The 21018-nt window shown below is 72.9% G+C and carries 22 protein-coding genes; 13 read left to right on the top strand and 9 right to left on the bottom strand.

Features of this window, described 5'->3' with window-relative positions; all coding sequences use genetic code 11:
• The first annotated feature begins 52 nt into the window (after positions 1 to 52).
• The 4 genes from ACZ6O5_RS24215 (at position 53) to ACZ6O5_RS24200 (ending at position 6058) form a co-directional block, all read left to right on the top strand.
• A complete protein-coding gene (locus tag ACZ6O5_RS24215; RefSeq protein ID WP_465980074.1) occupies positions 53 to 970 on the top strand; it encodes a RecB family exonuclease in 918 nt (305 codons plus the stop codon).
• 833 nt (positions 971 to 1803) lie between these two features.
• Positions 1804 to 2487 (top strand): response regulator, encoded by a 684-nt coding sequence (locus ACZ6O5_RS24210; RefSeq protein ID WP_465980073.1) that lies wholly within the window; start codon positions 1804 to 1806, stop codon positions 2485 to 2487.
• Positions 2488 to 2744: 257 nt separating this feature from the next.
• The gene (locus ACZ6O5_RS24205) at positions 2745 to 3512 is read left to right on the top strand and encodes an ABC transporter ATP-binding protein (RefSeq protein ID WP_425790305.1); all 768 of its coding nucleotides are present in this window, start codon (positions 2745 to 2747) and stop codon (positions 3510 to 3512) included.
• A complete protein-coding gene (locus ACZ6O5_RS24200; protein WP_465980072.1) occupies positions 3512 to 6058 on the top strand; it encodes an ABC transporter permease in 2547 nt (848 codons plus the stop codon). Before ACZ6O5_RS24205 ends, ACZ6O5_RS24200 begins: the two co-directional genes overlap by 1 nt.
• Positions 6059 to 6110: 52 nt before the next feature.
• Here the strand turns inward: ACZ6O5_RS24200 and ACZ6O5_RS24195 are convergent, their stop codons facing one another.
• From ACZ6O5_RS24195 to ACZ6O5_RS24185, 3 genes are all read right to left on the bottom strand, one after another.
• On the bottom strand, positions 6111 to 6749 hold the full coding sequence (locus tag ACZ6O5_RS24195; RefSeq protein ID WP_465980071.1) for an HAD family hydrolase: 639 nt from the start codon (positions 6747 to 6749) through the stop codon (positions 6111 to 6113).
• Between the two features lie 115 nt (positions 6750 to 6864).
• Positions 6865 to 7614: a neutral zinc metallopeptidase gene (locus tag ACZ6O5_RS24190; protein WP_465980070.1), complete on the bottom strand. Its 750-nt coding sequence runs from the start codon at positions 7612 to 7614 to the stop codon at positions 6865 to 6867.
• An 85-nt stretch (positions 7615 to 7699) separates the two neighbouring features.
• On the bottom strand, positions 7700 to 8197 hold the full coding sequence (locus ACZ6O5_RS24185; RefSeq protein WP_425790299.1) for a hypothetical protein: 498 nt from the start codon (positions 8195 to 8197) through the stop codon (positions 7700 to 7702).
• A 56-nt stretch (positions 8198 to 8253) separates the two neighbouring features.
• Here ACZ6O5_RS24185 and ACZ6O5_RS24180 point away from each other — a divergent pair, with 56 nt between their 5' ends.
• Positions 8254 to 8670, top strand: coding sequence for a hypothetical protein (locus ACZ6O5_RS24180; protein ID WP_465980069.1), 417 nt, complete (start codon positions 8254 to 8256; stop codon positions 8668 to 8670).
• 4 nt (positions 8671 to 8674) lie between these two features.
• On the opposite strand, the gene ACZ6O5_RS24175 is transcribed toward ACZ6O5_RS24180, so the two are convergent.
• Entirely contained in the window at positions 8675 to 8854 is a 180-nt protein-coding gene (locus ACZ6O5_RS24175) for a hypothetical protein (RefSeq protein ID WP_465980068.1), read from the bottom strand.
• Positions 8855 to 9115: 261 nt separating this feature from the next.
• On the opposite strand from ACZ6O5_RS24175, the gene ACZ6O5_RS24170 reads away from it, so the two are divergent.
• From ACZ6O5_RS24170 to ACZ6O5_RS24140, 7 genes are read left to right on the top strand one after another with little or no spacing between them, the layout of a single operon-like run.
• Positions 9116 to 9775 (top strand): HNH endonuclease family protein, encoded by a 660-nt coding sequence (locus tag ACZ6O5_RS24170; RefSeq protein ID WP_465980067.1) that lies wholly within the window; start codon positions 9116 to 9118, stop codon positions 9773 to 9775.
• 57 nt (positions 9776 to 9832) lie between these two features.
• A complete protein-coding gene (locus ACZ6O5_RS24165; protein ID WP_465980066.1) occupies positions 9833 to 10387 on the top strand; it encodes a GNAT family N-acetyltransferase in 555 nt (184 codons plus the stop codon).
• Positions 10384 to 10722: a hypothetical protein gene (locus ACZ6O5_RS24160; protein WP_465980065.1), complete on the top strand. Its 339-nt coding sequence runs from the start codon at positions 10384 to 10386 to the stop codon at positions 10720 to 10722. The genes ACZ6O5_RS24165 and ACZ6O5_RS24160 overlap by 4 nt, the downstream gene beginning before the upstream one ends.
• Complete coding sequence (locus ACZ6O5_RS24155; RefSeq protein WP_465980064.1) at positions 10719 to 11156, top strand: MerR family transcriptional regulator; 438 nt, start codon at positions 10719 to 10721, stop codon at positions 11154 to 11156. Before ACZ6O5_RS24160 ends, ACZ6O5_RS24155 begins: the two co-directional genes overlap by 4 nt.
• Complete coding sequence (locus tag ACZ6O5_RS24150) at positions 11140 to 11262, top strand: hypothetical protein (protein WP_465980063.1); 123 nt, start codon at positions 11140 to 11142, stop codon at positions 11260 to 11262. The genes ACZ6O5_RS24155 and ACZ6O5_RS24150 overlap by 17 nt, the downstream gene beginning before the upstream one ends.
• A complete protein-coding gene (locus tag ACZ6O5_RS24145) occupies positions 11259 to 11594 on the top strand; it encodes a YnfA family protein (RefSeq protein ID WP_465980062.1) in 336 nt (111 codons plus the stop codon). Before ACZ6O5_RS24150 ends, ACZ6O5_RS24145 begins: the two co-directional genes overlap by 4 nt.
• A 2-nt stretch (positions 11595 to 11596) precedes the next feature.
• Complete coding sequence (locus tag ACZ6O5_RS24140; protein WP_465980061.1) at positions 11597 to 12532, top strand: alpha/beta hydrolase family protein; 936 nt, start codon at positions 11597 to 11599, stop codon at positions 12530 to 12532.
• 58 nt (positions 12533 to 12590) lie between these two features.
• Here the strand turns inward: ACZ6O5_RS24140 and ACZ6O5_RS24135 are convergent, their stop codons facing one another.
• Together ACZ6O5_RS24135 and ACZ6O5_RS24130 are read right to left on the bottom strand one after the other, a co-directional pair.
• Positions 12591 to 13394: an alpha/beta fold hydrolase gene (locus ACZ6O5_RS24135; RefSeq protein WP_465980060.1), complete on the bottom strand. Its 804-nt coding sequence runs from the start codon at positions 13392 to 13394 to the stop codon at positions 12591 to 12593.
• 30 nt (positions 13395 to 13424) lie between these two features.
• Positions 13425 to 14126 carry a DUF4097 family beta strand repeat-containing protein gene (locus ACZ6O5_RS24130; protein ID WP_465980059.1) on the bottom strand — a complete coding sequence of 234 codons (702 nt, stop codon included), beginning with the start codon at positions 14124 to 14126 and terminating at the stop codon, positions 13425 to 13427.
• A gap of 195 nt (positions 14127 to 14321) precedes the next feature.
• Here ACZ6O5_RS24130 and ACZ6O5_RS24125 point away from each other — a divergent pair, with 195 nt between their 5' ends.
• Complete coding sequence (locus tag ACZ6O5_RS24125; protein WP_465980058.1) at positions 14322 to 15077, top strand: helix-turn-helix domain-containing protein; 756 nt, start codon at positions 14322 to 14324, stop codon at positions 15075 to 15077.
• Positions 15078 to 15146: 69 nt separating this feature from the next.
• Here the strand turns inward: ACZ6O5_RS24125 and ACZ6O5_RS24120 are convergent, their stop codons facing one another.
• The 3 genes from ACZ6O5_RS24120 to metH form a co-directional block, all read right to left on the bottom strand.
• Entirely contained in the window at positions 15147 to 16649 is a 1503-nt protein-coding gene (locus tag ACZ6O5_RS24120; protein WP_465980057.1) for an FAD-binding oxidoreductase, read from the bottom strand.
• A gap of 122 nt (positions 16650 to 16771) precedes the next feature.
• Positions 16772 to 17242, bottom strand: a complete 471-nt coding sequence (locus ACZ6O5_RS24115) for a hypothetical protein (protein WP_465980056.1) — start codon at positions 17240 to 17242, stop codon at positions 16772 to 16774.
• 95 nt (positions 17243 to 17337) lie between these two features.
• Entirely contained in the window at positions 17338 to 20841 is a 3504-nt protein-coding gene (gene metH, locus ACZ6O5_RS24110) for a methionine synthase (protein WP_465980138.1), read from the bottom strand.
• Positions 20842 to 21018 lie beyond the last annotated feature (177 nt).

The following is a 21018-nucleotide window of genomic DNA, read 5'->3' as shown; positions in this document are numbered from 1 at the left end:
ATCCGGCACGGCGACGGTGGTGGTGTCACACCGGTGGCCTAACCTTCCGGGCATGACGGCGGAACCGGTGATCGACACGCAGGGCGACCCGACGGCGGCACCGACGCCGGTCACGGTGCGGGCGTCGTTGTCGCCGTCGCGGGCGGCCGACTTCAAGACCTGCCCGCTGCTCTACCGGTTCCGCAGCATCGACCGGCTGCCGGAGCGCCCCACGGTCGAGCAGGCCCGGGGCACGCTGGTGCACGCCGTGCTGGAGCGGCTGTTCGACCTGCCGGCCCCGGCACGCACCCCGGAGTCGGCCGGCGATCTGGTCGCCCCGCAGTGGGACCGGCTGGTCACCGAGGAGCCGGAGCTGGCGACGCTGTTCGCCGACGGCGACCCGGCCGGCGTGGAGGGGTTCCTGCGGTCGGCGGCGGGGCTGCTGGAGGGCTACTTCGCGGTGGAGGACCCGCGCCGGCTGGAGCCAGCCGAGCGCGAGGCGTTGATCTCCGCGGTGGTCGACGACGAGCTGCTCATCCGCGGCTACCTCGACCGGCTCGACGTGGCCCCGGACGGCGCGCTGCGGGTGGTCGACTACAAGACCGGCGGCGCGCCGCGCGAGGCGTTCGAGGCGCGGGCGCTGTTCCAGCTCAAGTTCTACGCGCTGGTGCTGTGGCGGACCCGGGGCGTGGTGCCGCGGGTGCTGCGCCTGCTCTACCTCAAGGACGCCGAGGTCTGCGACTACGCGCCCGACGCCGACGAGCTGGTGCGCTTCGAGCGCACGGTGGTGGCGCTGTGGCGGGCGATCGAGCAGGCCACCGCGCGGCAGGATTTCCGTCCCCGGCCGAGCCGGCTCTGCGACTGGTGCAGCCACCAGGCGCTCTGCCCGACCTTCGGCGGCACGCCGCCGCCGTTCCCGGTGGCCGCCGCCGCGCCCGACCCGCTGGTGGACGCCCGTTCCCGGCCGGCCAGTCCCGGGGCCGACGAGTGAGGCCCGCCCCCGCCGGCTGAGCCCTCGGAGCCCGGATCCGTCGACGGGCGGGTCGTCCCCGCTACGCCAGCCCAGCGCCCGCCCGCCCGGGCCCTCGATCCGCCACGGGCAGCGCGCCCACCCACCTCACTCGCGCCCCCGATCCACCAGGGCCGCGCGCCCACCACCCTCACCCGGGCCCCCCGATCCACCACGGGCAGCGCGCCACCTATCCCCCGCCCGCCCCCCGATCCGCCAAAGGCAGCGCGCCCACGTATCCCGCTCGTGCGCGCCCTTCTCCTCTCCAACCCACGCCGCCCGTGCGCCCCACCCGACGCCGCGCGCCCGCCTCCCTTTCCCCGGACATGGCCCGCTTTCCCGGAAAGTGGGGCCATGCCGGCGCTGATACCCACGCTTTCCCGGAAAGTGTCACCCCCGCCCCGGGCGGGCTGGCTTCTCCCGACGTCGGGTCACGCGGACCCCGATGAGGCCGCTTTCCGGGAAAGCGTGCGTCACGACACCTCAATGGGCCCGCTTTCCGTGAAAGCGGGCGCCCAGGAACCCTCGTGGGCACGCTTTCCGTGAAAGCGGCGGGTGAGCGCGGGGGCGGGGCGGGGGCGGGTGAGCGCGGGGGTGGGGCGGGGGCGGGTGAGCGCGGGGGTGGGGCGGTGGGGCGGTGGGTGGGCGATTGGATCGGATCCGGTGCGTCGGCGTGCGGGAACCGGTCGCCCTCTACGGTGGTTCCTGCGGACCGGTCGACGCCGGGCGGCGGTCTCCGGGTGTGCGCCCGGCGCCCGCCCGCCCCGGCCGACCCGGTTCCGGGCTGACCGCCGTCCAGCACGACGAGGGAGACGATGACCGACGCCGCCGCGCCCCGACCGGTTCGGGTCCTGCTCGCCGACGACCAGCCGCTGCTGCGGGCCGGGTTCCGGATGGTGCTGGGGGTCGAGGACGACCTGGACATCGTGGGCGAGGCGGGCGACGGCGTGGAGGCGGTGGAGCTGTCCCGGCGGCTGCTGCCCGACGTGGTGCTGATGGACATCCGGATGCCGCGGATGGACGGGGTGGCCGCGACCCGGACGATCGTGGACGCCCGACTGCCGGTACGGGTGCTGGTGCTGACCACGTTCGAGTTGGACGAGTACGTGGTCGGCGCGTTGCGCGCCGGGGCGAGCGGCTTCCTGGCCAAGGACGTGCCGGCGGAGGACCTGGTTGCCGCGATCCGCACGGTGGCGGCCGGGGAGGCGGTGGTGGCGCCGCGGATCCTGCGCCGGCTGCTGGACCGCTTCGCCGACGTGCTGCCGGATCCGGCGGCCAGCCGGCCGCGGGTGCTGGACCCGCTGACCGACCGGGAGCGGGAGGTGCTGGTGCAGGTGGCGCGCGGGCTGTCCAACGCCGAGATCGCCCGGGCGCTGTCGGTCAGCGAGACCACGGTCAAGACGCACGTCGGGCACGTGCTGACCAAGCTGAAGTTGCGGGACCGGGTGCAGGCGGTGGTCCTGGCGTACGAGACGGGGCTGGTGCGGCCGGGGAAATAGGTGGCCGCGCTCACGTACCGTGACCAACGGCGGCGGCGTGGGGTTGACCGTGACGCGGCGTGAGGTTCTACCGTCGGCGTCGCCGGTCGGTCAGGGATCACCCTGAGCCGGCCTGGGGGGCGACCCTCACCGGAAATTCGGCACGGATTCCGCCCGGGGTCGGACGGATCCGGGGCCGGCGGCACCGAGGATGGAACTGCCGCACCGACCAGCGGGGGCGGTGCGGATCAGCAAGCCAGACGGAAGAGGTAGATGACGTGACCGCGACGGTAGGCCGGCAGGCGCAGGCCGCGGCCCGGGCGAACGACGTGTGGAAGGTGTACGGCAGCGGCGAGGCGCAGGTCATCGCGCTGCGGGGGGTGAGCGCCGAGTTCGAACGCGGCCGGTTCACCGCGATCATGGGGCCGTCGGGCTCGGGCAAGTCGACGTTGATGCACTGCCTCGCCGGTCTGGACTCGGTGACCCGGGGCACCGTGATGATCGGTGAGACGACGGTGACCGGGCTCAACGACTCGGGCCTGACGAAGCTGCGGCGGGACAAGGTCGGTTTCATCTTCCAGCAGTTCAACCTGCTGCCCACGCTCACCGCGCAGGAGAACATCCTGCTGCCGCTGTCGATCGCCGGCCGCAAGGCCGACCCGGCCTGGTACGACACGGTGATCGACACGGTCGGGCTGCGGGATCGGCTCGGGCATCGCCCGGCGCAGCTCTCCGGCGGCCAGCAGCAGCGGGTGGCGTGCGCGCGGGCGCTTGTTGCCCGCCCCGAGGTGATCTTCGCGGACGAGCCGACCGGCAACCTGGACTCCCGGTCCGGTGCCGAGGTGCTGAACTTCCTGCGCAGCTCGGTACGCGAGCACGGCCAGACGATCGTCATGGTGACCCACGACCCGACCGCCGCCGCGTACGCCGACCGGGTGGTCTTCCTGGCCGACGGGCAGATCGTCTCGGAGCTGATCGAGCCGACCGCGGACACGGTGCTGGACACGATGAAGAAGCTGGACGCGCCGGTCGAGGTGGGCAACTGATGTTCCGGGCAACGCTGAAGAGCCTGCTGGCGCGCAAGTTGCGCCTGCTGCTGTCCGGGCTGGCGGTGGTGCTCGGCGTCATGTTCGTCTCCGGCGCGTTCGTGCTCACCGACACGCTGGGCCGCTCGTTTGACGCGGTCTTCGCCGACGCCTACGCCGACGTGGACGTGAACGTGGCGGCGAAGCCGAAGGTCGAGCTCTCCGAGACCGAGGGCGAGCAGGTGGCCGGCCCGGTGCCGGCGTCGCTCGTGGACCGGGTGAAGGCGGTGCCGGGCGCGGCGGACGTGCGCGGCGTGGTGGCGGCCGACGGCGCGCGGCTGATCGGCGGCAACGGCAAGGTGGTCACCTCGTTCGGGCCGCCGCAGCTCGGCGAGAACTGGCTGGGCGAGAGCGACCTGGTGTCGTTGCGCGAGGGGCGCGGCCCGCAGGCCGACGACGAGATCGTGGTCAACGCCGCGCTGGCGAAGGCGGCCGGCGTGCGGGTCGGTGACCGGGTCGGCGTGTTGAGCCTGTCGCCGAAGAAGGAGTTCACGCTGGTCGGCGTGTTCGGCTACAGCGGTGGCCGGGACTCCGTGGGCGGCGCGAACGAGGTCGCTTTCACCACTCCTGTCGCCCAGCGGTTGATGCTCGGTAAGCCGGACGTGTTCTCCAACATCACCGCGCGGGCGGACGGCACCACGCCGGAGGCGCTGCGCGACGAGGTGTCCGGCGCGCTGGGCGGCGCCTACGACGTCAAGACCGGCGACCAGCTCGCCGACGACGCCTCGGCCGGGCTGAAGGAGGGGTTGTCGTTCTTCAACAAGATCCTCCTCGGTTTCGCCGCGGTGGCGTTGCTGGTCGGCACGTTCCTGATCCTCAACACCTTCTCGATCATCGTGGCCCAGCGCACGCGTGAACTGGCGCTGATGCGGGCCATCGGGGCCAGCGGCCGACAGGTCATCGGCTCGGTGGTGCTGGAGGCGGTCGCGGTGGGCCTGATCGCCTCGGTGCTCGGCCTGGCCGCCGGCATCGGGGTGGGCGCGCTGTTGGCGTACCTGTTCGGGAAGCTCGCCGGTGGTCTGACGCTGGCCGGGCTGGGGGTGCCGCCGGCGGCGGTGATCGGCGCGTTCGCGGTCGGTCTGCTGATCACGGTGGTCGCGGCGCTGCTGCCGGCGCTGCGCGCCGCGCGGATCCCTCCGATCGCCGCGATGCAGGACGTCGCCACGCCGGACCGGCCGCTGACCAAGGTGACCGTCGGCGGCGCGGTGGTCACCACGGTCGGCGCGGTGCTGCTCTTCCTCGGCCTCAGCGGCAACGCCGGCGACAACACGCTGGCGACCATCCTCGGCGGTGTGCTGTTCGCGTTCATCGGGGTGGCGCTGCTGACGCCGGTGATCAGCCGGCCGGTGGTGTCGCTGCTCGGCGCGATCTTCTCCTGGTCGGTGCCGGGCAAGCTGGGCCGGTTGAACTCGGGCCGTAACCCGCGCCGGACCGCGATCACCGCCGCCGCGCTGATGGTGGGCATCGCGCTGGTGACCGGCGTGACGGTGATCCTGGACTCGGCGAAGGGCAGCATCAGCGCGCTCGCCGAGGACCGGATCAAGGCCGAGCTGGTGATCTCCGGCGCCTCGTCCGGGCCGCGTCCGGCGAGCTTCGACGCGGCGGTGCTGGAGAAGACCGCCGCGATCCCGGGCGTGCAGTTGGTCGACGGCGAGTACGGCGACATGGCCACGGTGGGCGGCGAGCGGACCTGGGTGGCGGCGTCGAGCAACGTGGCGGCGCTGGAGCGGATCTTCGGGGCGAAGGCGACCGCCGGGGACATCAGCCGGCTGGCCCCGGACCAGATGCTGCTCAGCTCGGACACCGCGAAGTCCCGCAACCTGTCGGTCGGCTCGACCGTGCCGGTGCAGTTGTCCCGCGGCGAGGCCCGCACGTACACGGTCAGCGGCATCTACGAGAGTTCCCAGCTCACCAACCCGGTGGTGCTGCCGCCGCAGGCAACCGCCGACTTCGCCATTCCGCAGCCCATCCAGGGCTTCGTGCAGCTCGCCCCGGGTACGTCGGTGGGCGCGGTGCAGCCGCAGGTCGAGCGGCTGCTGGCGGACAGCCCGGAGGTGTCGGTGGCGGACCGGGCGGCGTTCATCAAGCAGCAGACCAGTCAGCTCGACACGCCGCTGCGGATGATCCAGATCCTGTTGGCGCTGGCCATCGTGATCGCGGTGCTGGGCATCATCAACACGCTCGCGTTGTCGGTGCTGGAGCGCACCCGTGAGCTGGGCCTGCTGCGGGCGATCGGCCTGCGTCGGGCCCAGACCATGCGGATGATCACGGTCGAGGCGGTGGTGATCTCGATCTTCGGCGCGTTGCTCGGCGTGGTGGTCGGCACCGGTCTCGGCGCGGCGGTGGTCCGGGCGCTCAAGGACGAGGGCATCACCGACCTGGTCCTGCCCTGGGGCCAGATGGTGACGTTCCTGGTGTTGGCCGCGATCATCGGTGTGGTCGCGGCGGTGCTGCCGGCGATCCGGGCCGCGCGGATCAACGTGCTCGGCGCCATCGCCCACGACTGAGGTGTAAGGAAGGGCCCCTTCTTAACGCCAGGCGTTAAGAAGGGGCCCTTCCTTACCGGTTCAGCAGCGCGGCGAGCAACTCCAGGTCGGCCGCGGTGAGGCTCTCCACCTGGTGTACGCCGTCGGTCGGCGGCAGCGGCACCTCGGCCGGTACGGCCAGCACCGCCGCGCCGGCGGCCAGTGCGCTCGCCACGCCGGTCGGTGAGTCCTCGATCGCCACGCACCGCTCGATCGGCACGCCCAGCAGCTTCGCGGCGGTCAGGTACGGCTCCGGGTGCGGTTTGGCCTCGCCCACCTCGTCGCCGCAGACCACCGCGTCGAAGCTGTCCCGGCCCAGGGTCTCCAGCGCGACCTCGACCAGCGACCGGCCGCTGGAGGTGACAAGCGCGGTGGGAATGCCGGCGGCCCGGACGGCACGCAGCAGCGCCAACGCGCCGGGACGCCAGCGCAGCCCGGTGCGGAACAGGTCGAGGATCCGCGCGCTGATCCAGTCGGCGCTGGCCTGCGGGTCGCGGTCCGGCTGGCCCAGGTCGGCGTGCACGATCCGCATGGAGTCGGCCATCGCGGTGCCGATGATCGCCTGGCGGGCCTCGGCGGAGAGCGTGCCGCCGTAGACCGCGGCCAGCTCCTGCAACGCGACGTCCCACAGCTTCTCGCTGTCGACGAGCGTGCCGTCCATGTCGAAGAGCACGGCGGCGGGGTGTGGGCTGCTCAGCGGGGGCCTCCTTCGGTGGGCGTACCCCACCGATCCTGCCAGCCGGACCCGGCCCGGCCGGCGGCGCCGCCGGCCGGGGTGACCTGTGGCATCAGCCGAGGTCGCACGCCTTCAGCGAGTTCTCGTAGCCGGCGAAGAACTTCTCGCTGCGCTGCTCGGCGGTGCCGTGCGCGCCCTCGGCGAACCACGGCTGGTCGGGGTCGTCGCCGACCGCCAGCAGCCCCTCCCGGAACTCGTCCAGGTCGCCGTCGGCCAGCTTCAGCGACCCGGCGCGCACGCTGTCGCCCAGGTAGGCCCCGGCCATGCAGTCGGCCTGCAACTCCTGCTGGATGGTGTATTCGTAGCGGATGCCGAGCCGGGTCTGCACGCCGTGCGCGTACTCGTGGCCGAGCAGGTAGAACAGGAACGCGTCGCCGATCTGCCGGAACGCCGACACCGACCAGTTCACGTCGTAGGCGATGAAGTCGCCGGCCGAGCAGTAGACGGCGTTGTTGCGCGGCAGCGGCTGCCCGCCGCAGGACACCTCACCGGCCCGGGTGTACGCCACCACCCGCCGGACCGGCCGGAAGCGCTCCCCGGAGGAGCGGAACTGCGCGGTCCAGTACTGCTCGGCGCCGGCCACCGCGTCGGAGAAGTCCTGCTTGAACTCGGCGACGCTGGTGGTGCCGTCGGCCCGGGTGGTATCCGCGCCGGGGGACGCCGCTCGCCCGCTGCGCTCGGGGGCGGGCTGCTGCGGCTCACCCTGGTCGAGCCCGCCGCCCATGCAGCCGGCGGCCACCACCACGGCGACCACCAGCCCGGCGAGCGGCCCGAGCCGCCGACGTCCCGTCCTGTCCCCCACGACTACCTCCCGGCTGTCCAACCTGTGTTCCGCGCAGTACCCCGGTATCCACCGGCTCTCACGCATCGGCGGCGGCGAACGTTCATCAGGTGTCGACGGCGGTGATCAGCAGCAGCGCCGCGCCGGGGTCGAAGCGCACCTCGGCGGCGCCCGCGTCGTGGTCGGCGCTGCGGTGCCAGCGCACGCCGGCCGGCACGTACCCGGCGAGCGCCGGCCACACCTCGGGCGCCGCGCCGGTCACCGGCGTCCAGGTGTACGCGGCGGCGAGCGCGCGGGCGTCGGCCGGGGTCAGCCGCACCACCGCCTGGTAGCGCCGGTCGGTCGGGCCGGGCGCGCGGGAGCAGGCGAAGCTCGGGTAGTCGACCTGCCAGTGGATCTCCGGGTACGCGCCGATGCCCGGCACGTCGGCGTCGGTCCACCGCCGGTCGGTGCGGACCTTCGCCTCCTCGGCGGCGACCCGTGCCGCGCAGTCCCGCTCCTCGCCGTCACCGGTGCGGGCCAGCCAGGTCACGCCGCCGCAGGCGGCCAGCAGCGCGACGCCGAGCGCGGCGGCGAGCACGAGGAACCATGATCGTCGGGTCACGCCGGCAGGGTAGCCACCGCCGGCCACCGTGGAGCGCCCCCGGTACAGTCCCGGCCGTGGAGCCCGACGTGACACTCGCCAGCGTCGTCTACTGGCGGCGCAGCCTCTGGAACGGCCGGCGGTGCGTGCCGGTGCTGATGACGCTCGACCAGGGCCGGCTGCGGGCCCGGGACCGGCACGGCGCGGAGGTGTTCGCCGCGCCCGTCGGCCAGGTGCGGGGGCGGTTGACCCGGCTGGGCACGCTGCTGCTGACCGTCGACGGCCGGCGGTACGACGTGGTCGGGCGGGGGTCGGACATCTCGCCGTCGCCCAGCCCCGACCAGCGGCGCGGGCTGGACGAGTTCTGGGCGCACCGGACGCCGCCCTCCGGCGACGGGCCGGGCTTCCTCGACCTGGCGTTCAACGGGGCCGCCGCGTTCCACACCCGGTCCTGGCGGGACGCGCTGGCCCGCGCGGGCGCGACGGTGCGCTGAGCGGCTAGTCGAGGCCGCGCATGATGTGCGGCTCGCCGTCGTCGTCGCCGAAGCAGCGGTGCAGGATCTGGGCGCGGGCCCACAGCTCCAGGCTGCTGGGCGGCCCGGCCGGCGTCGACCGGACCGGCGCGGCCAGGACGGGGACCTGGTCGGGCGGCACCTTCGAGGTCACCTCGTCGGTCATCTGGTGCCCCTTTCGTCGTACCCCAGGCTCGTCACCGGGCGTCTCGACCGCGTCAATCGGACGGCGCGGGCGTGGACGCGGCGCTGCCGCCTCTTCTGCGAAGGTAGCCCGCCGGGCCGGCCGGCACAGTCGAATTCGTGTCGTCCTCGGGTCGCGGCGCCGATGGTCAGGCGATGTTCACCGAGATCGACCTGGACCATGACGTCCACATCTGTCTATATGGGTGGGACAGTCGCGCCGTTCCCGTACGGATGGAGTCCCATGTCCCACAACCTGCGCGCCACGGCCATCAGCCTCGCCGCGATCCTGGCCGCCACCCTCGGCCTCGCCCAGCCCGCCCCCGCCGCCGGCTACTCCGCGTCGCTCACCACCGCGGTCGCCGGCCTGTCCGTCGCCACCGAGGTCCGCACCGGCTACAGCCGTGACCTGTTCCCGCACTGGATAGACGCCGACGGCGACGGCTGCCACACCCGCAACGAGGTGCTCTACGCCGAGGCCACCACGAAGCCCACCATCAGCGGCACCTGCACGCTCTCCGGCGGCCGGTGGTACTCCTACTACGACAACGCCACCTGGACGGCCACCGGCGACCTGGACATCGACCACATGGTCCCGCTCGCCGAGGCCTGGGACTCCGGCGCCCGGAACTGGTCCACCAGCCGCCGCCAGTCGTACGCGAACGACCTGGGTGACGCACGCGCCCTGGCCGCAGTGACCGACAACGTCAACCAGGCCAAGGGCGACCAGGACCCGGCCACCTGGCTGCCGCCGTACGCCTCGGCCCGCTGCCGCTACGTCGGCGAGTGGGTGGCCGTCAAGATCCGCTGGCGGCTCACCGTGGACAGCGCCGAGAAGAACGCGCTGACCAGTTGGGCGAACAACTGCCCGGCCGTCACCATCTCGGTCACCTACGCGTACTGACCGCCTCCGGCGTCCCGGGCCGGCGGCGGCCCGGGAACGCTGGAATGATGGCCGGCGATGGCGGAGCACGAGGAGCTGACCACCCCGCGGCTGACCCTGCGCCGCCCCGCCCCGGGCGACGTCGGCCTGGTCCACGCCCTGCACACCGACAGGCGCGCCTGCGCGCACAACCCCGCCGACCTGCTGCGCGACCGCGCCGAGGCGCGGGAACGCCTCCGGCGCTGGGACGCGCACTGGCGGCAGCGCGGCTTCGGCTACTGGGTGGTGTGTCGCGACGACCGGCGGCTCGGCTTCTGCGGCGTCAAGGTCATGCGGCTGCACGACCGCGACGTGCTCAACCTGTTCTACCGCCTGGACCCGGCCGCCTGGGGGGACGGCGTGGCGAGCGAGGCGGCCACCGCGGTCGTGGGCTGGGCCGCCACCCACCGACCCGGGTTGCCGGTGGTCGCCCGGGTCCGCCCGGAGAATGTCGCCTCCCGGCGGGTCGCCGAACGCGCCGGCCTGCGCCGGGCCGCCCACCTCGACACCCCCGGCGAGGACGGTCTCGACCTGATCTTCATCCTCGGGGACTTGCATCCGGTACCGGGGTACGGGCCTACCGTCGACGCGTGACCGACGAACCCGGTACCTCCTGGGTGCCCGACGCCTGCACCCTGCCGACCCCCGACCGGCCGCTGCGGCTGGCCGAGTTCGACAGGCTGTTCCGCGACGCCGTCCACGACGTCGACCGGCGCTCGGCCCGACACCTGCGGCTGCGCCTCGACACCACGGCCGAGCCGGCCCTCCGGGACCTGATCGCTCGCGAGTCCGCGTGCTGCTCGTTCTTCACGTTCGCGCTCACCCGGCCGGACGGCGGTGCGCTGACGCTCGACATCCGGGTGCCGCCCGCCCACGTCGACGTGCTCGACGCGCTCACCGAGCGGGCCGCGCCCGCGCCCCGACCGTGACGGACCTGCGCAGCGGCCAGCTCGCCGACGCGGTCGGGGTGAACGTGCAGACGCTGCGCTACTACGAACGCCGAGGACTGCTCGACGCGCCACGACGGTCGCCGGGCGGGCACCGGCTCTATCCCGCCGAGACCGTCACGCTGCTGCGGGTCGTCAAGACCGCCCAACGTCTCGGCTTCACCCTCGCCGAGGTCGCCGACCTGCTCGACGCCAGCCGGCACCGGCCCGGCCGCGACGCCGGCCTGCGGGCCCTCGCCCGGGAGAAACTCGCCGAGGTGGAACAGCGGCTGACGGACCTCACCGTCATCCGCGACACGCTGCGGGCCGCGATCTCGGCCGGCTGCGACGACCTGATCGCCTGCGCCGGCAGCTCCTGCTGCCCGCTGCCCTTCGTCGACCCCGCCGAGAGGACCGACCGTGCCGAACCCCGCTGACCGGCTGCGCCGTCTGCTGCCCACCAGCCTCACCGGGCTCGCCGGCGCGGCCTGCGCCGCGTGCTGCGCAGGCGGCAAGATCCCCACGGTACGGTCGGACCCATGACCGTCGCGCGATCCATCCTGCTGTTCCTGATCGCCGCGCTGGCCGAGATCGGCGGCGCCTGGCTGGTCTGGCAGGGCTGGCGGGAGAACCGCGGCCTGCTCTGGATCGCGGGCGGGATCATCGCGCTCGGCGTCTACGGCTTCGTCGCCACGTTCCAGCCCGACCCGAACTTCGGGCGCATTCTCGCCGCCTACGGCGGCGTCTTCGTCGCCGGGTCGCTCGCCTGGGGCATGCTCGTCGACAAGTTCCGGCCCGACCGCTACGACCTCACCGGCGCGGCCATCTGCCTGGTCGGCGTCGCGATCATCATGTACGCGCCGCGCACGAGCTGACCGTGCTGTTCGCCCCGGAGACGACGGAACTGTCCTTCCGCCACGGCGACGACGTGCTGGTCGGCGACCTGGTCCGGCCACCCTGGCCGGGGCCGTACCCGGCGGTGGTCTTCGTCGAGGGCTCCGGCCCGGGCGGGCGCGACCAACGCGAGTGGCAGACCCGGCTGGCCGCCGCCGGCTTCGCCAGCCTCGCCTACGACAAACCCGGCTCCGGCGCGTCCACCGGCGACTGGACCCGGCAGAGCCTGGCTGACCGGGCCGACGAGACCCTGGCCGGGGTGAACGCGCTGCGGGCACGGTCGGACGTGCACGCGGACGCCGTCGCGTTGATCGGCGGCAGCCAGGGTGGATGGGTGGCGCCGCTCGCCGCGTCCCGCTCCCCCGCCGCCGTCGCCGCGGTGGTGAGCGTGTCAGGTCCCGGCGTCGGCGTGGTGACGCAGGAGGAGTACCGGCTGGGTCACCAACTCACCGCGACGGGCGTCACCGCCGACGACGCCCGTCAGGCGCTGGCACTGTTCCACGAGCAGATCGATCGGGTTCGGGCCGGCGACGACCCGGCCGCTGTGCACGCCGCGCAGGCCCGCTGGCACGACGCGCCCTGGTACCCGCTGCTCGCCGGCACCTCGCCCGCCTCGATCGCCTTCCTCGCCGGCATCGCCGAACACGACCCGGAGCCGGCGCTCGCCGCCCTGCGCTGCCCGTTGCTGGCGATCTTCGGCGCCGACGACGTGCAGGTCCCGGTCGGGGCCAGCGTGCGCGCCCTCGACCGGATCCTCGTCGACGCCCGGCACACCGACCACACGATCGTGGTGTTCCCGGGTGCCGACCACGGTATCCGGGTCCGGGGTGCGCGGGCGCCCGGCTTCGACGAGCTGGTCGTGACCTGGCTTCAGCACCGGCTCTCCCACCGCCGTGGCAACTCCGCGCCGGACCGCTGACCATGACGGTGGCGGTGACCGCCGTCCGACTCGCCACCGCCACCGTCATGATCGCTCGTCACCGGTCGGTCGTCGCCACGTCGGCGAGGGCGGCGACCTCGCGGACGGCCGCGACGATGGCCGGGGCGTCCTTCCTGAGCAGCGCGCCGTGGTTGCTGGCGACCTTCGCGCTGATCCGGATGTTCGGGTTGCGGGCGGTCACCGCGTCGAGCCCGGCGCGGATCCGTTCCTGCTCGTCGCCGCGGCTGCCGAGAGACGTGCCCGACGCGACCACGTAACGCACCGGGACGGTGATCCGGTCGAGCACCGGGCCCAGTTCGCCTTCCCGGGACAGTCGGCCGAGCTCGATGTTGCTCTCGGCCTGCTGCGCGGCGCTCATCCGCGGGGTCAGGCCGGTGGGGCGCAGCAGCGGCGTGAACCAGCCCATCCGCTTGAACAGCTTTCGAATCCGCAGCTCCATCGCCTCGTCGAGCCAGTCGTAGGGGAACGCGCCGTCGACCAGGACCGCGCCCACCGTACGGTCGGGATTGCGCTCGGCCCAGTGCGCGCCGACGACAGCGCCGTAGGACCAGCCCACCAGCAGCGCCCGGTGCACGCCCCGAGCCGCGAGCACGGCGTCGACGTCGCGGACGGCGGCGGCGAAGGAGTAGTCCGCCGACCGCTGCGACCGGCCGCGGGCCCGTTCGTCGTAGGTGATGTGCCGCCAGCCGTCGCCCAGGTCGGCGATGACCCGCCGCCAGTAGCCCTGGGTGGCGAACTGGCCGTTGAGGTACAGCACGGGGACGCCGTCGCCGCCGGTGTCGGTGACCGCCAGGGCGGTGTCCTCGACGGGCACCTTCCCGGTCCACGCGTTCTTCATCATGATCCTGCTCCTGCCGTTGAGTGGGGTGCGTCAGAGGCTGCGGGCGGTGATGTCGCCGTGCGAGGTGGTGGCCCGGATGTCGAGCACGGGGGCGCCGTCGTTGCGCAGGGCGTTGCTGACGCGGCCGTGGTCGGTGCCGGCGTCGAGGCTGGCCGGGACACCGCTGGCGGCGGCGACGGTGATGTCGCCGGAGCGGGTGCGGAGCACGACCGTGCCGCGTACCGCCTCGGCGATCCGGATGTCGCCCCGCGCGGTGCTGATCTCCGCCGCGCCGGTGAGTCGGCCGATCTCGACGTCGCCGTCGGTCGCGGTCAGGTGCACGCTCGCGGCCTCGTCGATCTTCACCTGCCGGTACGCGCCGTCGACGGTGACGTCGCCGAGGCGGCCGACGCCGCGTACCTCGACGGCGCCGGAGGTGGCCTGGAGGTCGGAGCCGGCGGGCATCCGCACGGTGACCTCGACGGATCCGGGGGCGCCGATGATCCGGCCGGCGGGCTCGGGGACGTGGAGCCGCAGGACGCCGTCGGCGTAGCTGACGACCGCCTGCTCCGCGCTGCGGGCGTCGCGGCTGCGGGCGGCGTCCGCGGGTCGGACCTCGACGCTGGTGTCGGCGCGGTCCGCGGCGATGACCTGGATACGCCCGGCGGGGACGTCCAGGACGGCGGAGATGGGGGCGGGGGTGGCGAACGTCGGCACGGTGCTCTCCAGGGTTTCGGTGCTTGTTTCCAGCACCGGAAACGCTACGTTGCTTTCCGCATTGCGGCAACAAACTCGTTGCACCCACAGAGCGTTTATCCAGCTCAGACCGTTTCAATCATTGCAACAGGTCGCGGCGTAATGCAACGTGGCCGACAGCTTCCGTTGCAACAGCCTGGTGGTGAACGCTATGCTGCCCACCGAACGCGGGCCGGACGGGAGGAGTTCGACGTGCCGGGAAGCAGACTCACCCAGCAGGAGCGCCAGCGGATCGCGTCGGGGCTGGCCGAGAGCCTCGCCTACGCGGAGATCGCGCGGCGGCTCGATCGTCCGACCTCCACGATCACCCGGGAGGTGATGCGCAACGGCGGCCCCACCGCCTACCGCGCCGAGCTGGCCCACCGCGCCACCGAACGTCGCGCCCGGCGGCGCACGACCGCCGCCCCCCGAGGGCCGGAGTCACTCCCCCAGCCGCGAGGACGCGACGCCGAGGCCCTGACCGAGTACGAGGAGACGCTGACCACCGTCCTCCTGGCCTCGGGCCTGCCGACGATGGCTGCCCGGGTCCTGACCTGCCTGTTCACCAGCGACGAGGGCAGCCTCACCGCGGCCGACCTCACCCGGCACCTCCAGGTCAGCCCCGCCTCCGTCTCCAAGGCGATCGCCTTCCTCGCGGGGCAGAGCCTGGTCCGCCGGGAACGCGACGACAGCCGCCGGGAGCGCTACGTCGTCGACGACGACCTTTTTTACCAGGCGACGATCGCCAGCGCACGGGCCAACGACCAACTCGTCGCCGTCGCCCGCCAGGGCGTCGCCCTGCTCGGACCCGACACCCCAGCCGCCGCCCGACTGGAGAACATCGCCCGCTTCCTCGACTTCATCAGCGAGAACATCACCCGCGCCGCCGAACAGGCCCGCGACATCCTCCGCACCGCCCCCCGGGCGCCCGGGGAGGACCTGCCGGGCGGTGAGCCCGCGCGCGACTAGGGCCTGTTTCACAAGGCGGTCGAGCAGAGGCCGAGCCCGGGCGGCGATCCGGCCGGGCGCGGCCCCGGCTCAGCAGGACGCGGGCGGGATGCTCTGCTCGTACTGGAAGACGTTGTGCGGGTCGTACCACGCCTTGAGCCGGCGGAGGCGCTCCACGTTCGGCCCCCAGTACGCCGTCTCCCACTCCTGCATACCGATGTTCGGCACGTTGACGTAGGCGCCGTCCACGTAGGGCCGCAGCGCCTGGCTGAACTCGGCGATCCACGCCTGGGCCGCCGGGGTCAGGGCGTCGCCGCTGTCCGGCACTCCCCGGGTCCCCCAGCCGGCGCCCGGCTCGGAGTAGAAGATCGCGTCGCGGTGCGGGAACGCCGAGCCGCCGGCCGGCTGCTTCGCCTGCGCGCCGACTCCGAACGCCTGGGTGAAGAAGTTGCTGTCGTCGGTGGGCGCGACCGCCATGAACGAGCGGATGATCTCGATCGCCTCCGGCGGGAACGGCCGGCGGGTGAACTGGGAGAAGAACTTCCAGTTCGCCGGTTCGTCCTGGGTCGGGATCTGGAACCCGGCGTAGATGTCGCCCCAGCCGCCGATCTGCACCGTGACCTGCGGGGCGCCGACCGACAGGACCGGCGCCAGCAGCCTCCGCGCCTCCGCCTCGGTGCCCTCGGCGAGCACACCGAACAGCAGGATCTGCGACCTGTGGATCTCCAGTTGGGAGCCGAGGCGCACGTCGGTGAACGGCGCGGTGCGCTGCCACCGGTCGAAGACGCCCCCCAGGTCACCCAGGCCCGACCAGACCGCCTGAAGGTAGGCGACGCCGCGCAGCGGGGCCACCCGGTAGGTCAGCGAGGTGACGATGCCGAAGTTGCCGTTACCCGCCCCGCGCAGGGCCCAGAGCAGGTCCGCGTGGTTTCTCAGGTCCACCTCGACCGCCCTGGCACCGTTGGCGCCCGACGCGACGACGACCTCCGCCCCGATCAGGTTGTCGCAGGCCATGCCGAGCCAGCGGGTCAGGAAGCCGAAGCCACCCCCGAGGGTCGCGCCGGACAGGCCGACAGTCCCCTCCGTACCGGTCGTCACCGCGAGACCCTGCTGGGCGAGCGCGGTGACCGCCTCCAACTGGTTGAGCCCGGCGCCGACGCGCGCGGTGAGCGTGGCCGGGTTGATGTCGGCCGACTTCAGCTCACTGACGTCGATCACGATGCCGTTGTCCACGTTCGACCAGCCCTCAAGGCTGTGCCGGCCGCTGCGTACCCGCAGCGCGACGTCGTTCTGCCGCGACCAGGCGAGCGCGTTCACCACGTCCTGGGTGTTCTGCGCGAACACGATGACCAGCGGGTTGCGGACGAACAACTCGTCCCAGCCGAGACTCGCGGTCGGATAGTCGGGGTCGCCGAACCGCACGATGCGGCCGGTCAGCTGCGCCGGCGGGCACTCCGCCCAGACGGGCGCCCCGGAGCCGTCGGTGCCGGTGACCGCCTGGGCGGGCCCACCGAGCACAGCCGGGGCGACGACCGCTCCGGCGCCTACGGCGGCCGTCGCCTGGAGCAGCTTGCGACGTGAGATGTCATGCATGGTCGTGGCCTCTCGATCGGGTCGGCGTGCGCCCTCACGTTAGGACCGGACAGTTGCCCATATAACCGGAAGAGGATGTGAGAACCCTTCCGAGTGATGCCAATCTGGGACAGAATTCGACGTCAGGTGCCGAGGGCCTCGCGTACCGCGTCCAGGAAGGCCAGCCGCGGCTGCTCGAACAGGTCCCGCGGATCCTGCCCCTCCGGCATCCCCTCCCACACGGCGCCGTTGAGCACCAGGAAGTACGCCCGGGCGGCATCGTGCACCGGGATCGGGAACAGCAGGCGAATCATCCGCTCCGCGACCCAGAGCTGGTTCATCACCGACTGCGTCTGCGTCGGCCGCTCCTCGCCGTCCTCCCACCAGTCGGGGCGGGTGAACGCGCAGCGTTCGGCGTCGGCCCCCACCGTGACGAACCGCTCCACCAGCGCCAACCGCTCGGCCCGCCGGGCCTCCGCCCGGGCGAGATCCTGTTTACGCTCCTCGGTCCGGGCCGCCATCCGCTGGGTCGAATGCTGCACCAGATAGGAGAGCCCGCCGCCGATGGCCACACCGCCCAACGACGTCACCGCCGTCCACACCTCCACCGCCACGCACGCATGGTGCCCACCCGGGCCGACCATGTCCACTCAGGACGTCAGTGTCGGCCCACCTCGACGATGTGGGTGGACCAAGCGCTGAGCACGGGCTACTTGGCGTTGAAGTAGTTCGCCTCCGGGTGGTGGACCACGATCGCGTCGGTGGCCTGCTCCGGCACGAGCTGGAACTCCTCCGACAACTGCACGCCGATCCGCTCCGCGCCGAGCAACTGCACCACCTTCGCCCGGTCCTCCAGGTCCGGGCAGGCCGGATAGCCGAACGCGTACCGGCAGCCGCGGTAGTCGTTGCGCAGCAGGCCGGGCAGGTCGGCCGGGTCGTCGTCGGCGACTGTGCCGCCGCCCGGCAGCACCAGCTCCGACCGGACACGCCGGTGCCAGTACTCCGCCAGCGCCTCGGTGAGCTGCACCGACAGGCCGTGCACCTCCAGGTAGTCGCGGTACTCGTTCGCGGCGAACATCTTCGCCGTGTACTCGCTGATCGGCTGCCCCACGGTGACCAACTGCAACGCCACCACGTCCAACTGGTCGCCCTTCGGGCGGAAGAAGTCCGCCAGGCACAGCCGACGCTCCTGCCGCTGCCGGGGGAACGAGAACCGGGCCCGCTCGCTGTGCCCGTTCTCGTCCAGCACCACCAGGTCGTTGCCCTCGGCGTACGCCGGGAAGTAGCCGTACACCACGGCCGCCTCCAACACCTGGTCGGCGATCAGCCGATCCAGCCAGTACCGCAAGCGGGGCCGACCCTCGGTCTCCACCAGCTCCTCGTACGTCGGGCCGGTGCCGCCCCGGGCGCCGCGCAGCCCCCACTGCCCCAGGAACGTGGCCCGCTCGTCGAGCAGCGCCGCGTAGTCGGCCAACGGCAGACCCTTGACCACCCGGGTGCCGAGGAACGGCGGCGTGGGCACCGCCACCTGCACCGCCACGTCCGAGCGGACCGAGGCGTCGTCCAGCTCGGGCAACGCCTCACGCACCTGCGCGCGCTGCCGCTCCCGGCGCTCCCGGCGGGCCGCCAGCGCGGCCTCCCGCTCCGGATCCACCACCGGCGCGCCGCCCCGCTTCGCGGTCATCACCCGGTCCATCAGCGACAGACCCTCGAACGCGTCCCGGGCGTAGTGCACCTGACCCGGGTAGATCGACCTCAGGTCGTCCTCGACGTACGCCCGGGTCAGCGCCGCCCCGCCGAGCAGCACCGGCCAGCGCTCGGCGACGCCGCGCGACGCCATCTCGGCCAGGTTCTCCTTCATGATGACCGTGCTCTTGACCAGCAGCCCGGACATGCCGATGGCGTCGGCCCGGTGCTCCTCGGCCGCGTCGAGGATCGCGTTGATCGGCTGCTTGATGCCGATGTTGACCACGTCGTAGCCGTTGTTGGACAGGATGATGTCGACCAGGTTCTTGCCGATGTCGTGCACGTCGCCCTTCACGGTGGCGAGCACGATCCGGCCCTTGCCGTCGTCGTCGGCCTTCTCCATGTGCGGCTCCAGGTAGGCCACCGCGGTCTTCATCACCTCGGCGGACTGGAGCACGAACGGCAACTGCATCTGCCCCGAGCCGAACAGCTCGCCGACCACCTTCATGCCGTCCAGCAACAGGTCGTTGATGATGGACAGCGGCGTGCGCCCCTCGGCCATCGCGGTGTCCAGGTCGGCCTCCAGGCCGTTGCGCTCGCCGTCGATGATCCGCCGCTTGAGGCGCTCCTCCAACGGCAGCGCGGCCAGCTCCTCGGCCCGGGTGGCGCGCGCCGACGCGGCGTCGACGCCCTCGAACGCCTCGATGAACCGCTGCACCGGGTCGTAGCCCTCGCGGCGGCGGTCGTAGACCAGGTCCAGCGCCACCTCGCGCTGCTCGTCCGGGATCCGCGACATCGGCAGGATCTTGCTGGCGTGCACGATGGCCGAACTCAGACCGGCCTGGACGCACTCGTGCAGGAACACCGAGTTGAGCACCTGCCGGGCCGCCGGGTTGAGCCCGAACGAGACGTTCGAGATGCCGGCGGTGAAGTTCACCCCCGGGTACCGGGCGACGATCTCCCGGATCGCCTCGATCGTCTCGATGCCGTCGCGGCGCGTCTCCTCCTGCCCGGTGGCGATCGGGAACGTCAGCGCGTCGATGAGGATGTCCTCCCGGCGCATCCCCCAGCGGCCGGTCAGGTCGTCGATCAGCCGGCTGGCCACCCGGACCTTCCACTCCCGGGTACGCGCCTGGCCCTCCTCGTCGATGAGCAGCGCCACCACGGCGGCGCCGTGCTCCCGCACCACCGGCATGACCCGCGCGTAGCGGGAGTCGGGGCCGTCGCCGTCCTCGAAGTTGACGGAGTTGACCACACACCGGCCGCCGAGCATCTCCAGCCCCGCCTCGATCACCGCCGGCTCGGTGGAGTCCAGCACGATCGGCAGCGTGGACGCGGTGGCGAACCGGCCGGCCAGCTCCCGCATGTCCTGCGTGCCGTCCCGGCCGACGTAGTCGACGCAGAGGTCGAGCAGGTGCGAACCGTCGCGGGCCTGGTTGCGGGCGATCTCCACACAGGCCTGCCAGTCGCCGGCGAGCATCGCCTCGCGGAACGCCTTCGAGCCGTTGGCGTTGGTCCGCTCCCCCACCATCAGGACGCTGGCGTCCTGCGCGAACGGCACGTGGTGGTAGATCGAGGAGACACCCGCCTCCGGCTCCGGCGCCCGGGCCGAGGGGCGCCGCCCGCCGAGCCGCTCCACCAGCACCCGGATGTGCTCCGGCGTCGTGCCGCAGCAGCCGCCGATCAGGCCCACGCCGTAGTCGTCGACGAACTGCTCCAGCGCGTCGGCCATCTCCTCGGGGCCGAGCGGGAAGTACGCCCCGTCGGCGGTCAGCACCGGCAGGCCGGCGTTCGGCATGACGGACACCGGGATGCGCGAATGGCGGGACAGGTAGCGCAGGTGCTCGCCCATCTCGGCCGGGCCGGTGGAGCAGTTGAGGCCGATCAGGTCGACGCCGAGCGGCTCGATCGCGGTGAGCGCCGCGCCGATCTCGCTGCCCAGCAGCATGGTGCCGGTGGTCTCCACGGCCACCTGGCAGATGATCGGCACGTCCCGGCCGGCCGCGTCGCGGGCCCGCTTCGAGCCGACCACCGCGGCCTTGACCTGGAGCAGGTCCTGACAGGTCTCGATGATCAACGCGTCGGCCCCGCCGGCGATCAGACCGGCGGCGTTCTCCTGGTACGCGTCGCGCAGCGAGGCGTACGGCGCGTGCCCCAGCGTGGGCAGCTTGGTGCCGGGGCCCATCGAGCCGAGCACGAACCGGGGCCGCTCCGGCGTCGTGTACGCGTCGGCGGCCTCACGCGCGATCCGCGCGGCGGCCTCGGACAGCTCCCGGATGCGCTCGGCGATGCCGTACTCGGCGAGGTTCGGCAGGTTCGCGCCGAACGTGTTGGTCTCCACGCAGTCCGCGCCGGCCGCCAGGTACGCCTCGTGCACGCCACGGACCACGTCCGGCCGGGTGACGTTGAGGATCTCGTTGCAGCCCTCGAGGCCGTCGAAGTCGTCGATGGTGAGGTCGGCGGCCTGGAGCATCGTCCCCATGGCCCCGTCGGCGATGAGGATCCGGTCCGCCAGCAGGTCGCGCAACGAAGTAGCCACCCGGTCAGGGTAGTGCGCCGAGCGACGGCGCGGTCACTCCCATCACGCCATCTCACATAATGTCGGCCGGATCACCGCGTACCCTTTCATCCGGTTCGGCCGGGTGGTCCGGCCGAGTGACCGGCGCGGCCGACGGGCCGGCTCCAGCGGCGACACGTAGGCTGG

The organism is Micromonospora sp. NPDC049201 (genome assembly GCF_055586805.1).
The sequence above is the reverse complement of the archived record's forward strand: the minus strand, read 5'-3'. Positions and strand labels throughout refer to the sequence as shown.

Coding starts and splice junctions, on each gene's coding strand:
- ACZ6O5_RS24215 (WP_465980074.1), top strand. CDS start 53: ATGACGGCGGAACCGGTGATCGACACGCAGGGCGACCCGACGGCGGCA.
- ACZ6O5_RS24210 (WP_465980073.1), top strand. CDS start 1,804: ATGACCGACGCCGCCGCGCCCCGACCGGTTCGGGTCCTGCTCGCCGAC.
- ACZ6O5_RS24200 (WP_465980072.1), top strand. CDS start 3,512: ATGTTCCGGGCAACGCTGAAGAGCCTGCTGGCGCGCAAGTTGCGCCTG.
- ACZ6O5_RS24175 (WP_465980068.1), bottom strand. CDS start 8,854: ATGACCGACGAGGTGACCTCGAAGGTGCCGCCCGACCAGGTCCCCGTC.
- ACZ6O5_RS24170 (WP_465980067.1), top strand. CDS start 9,116: ATGTCCCACAACCTGCGCGCCACGGCCATCAGCCTCGCCGCGATCCTG.
- ACZ6O5_RS24165 (WP_465980066.1), top strand. CDS start 9,833: ATGGCGGAGCACGAGGAGCTGACCACCCCGCGGCTGACCCTGCGCCGC.
- ACZ6O5_RS24145 (WP_465980062.1), top strand. CDS start 11,259: ATGACCGTCGCGCGATCCATCCTGCTGTTCCTGATCGCCGCGCTGGCC.
- ACZ6O5_RS24135 (WP_465980060.1), bottom strand. CDS start 13,394: ATGATGAAGAACGCGTGGACCGGGAAGGTGCCCGTCGAGGACACCGCC.
- ACZ6O5_RS24120 (WP_465980057.1), bottom strand. CDS start 16,649: ATGCATGACATCTCACGTCGCAAGCTGCTCCAGGCGACGGCCGCCGTA.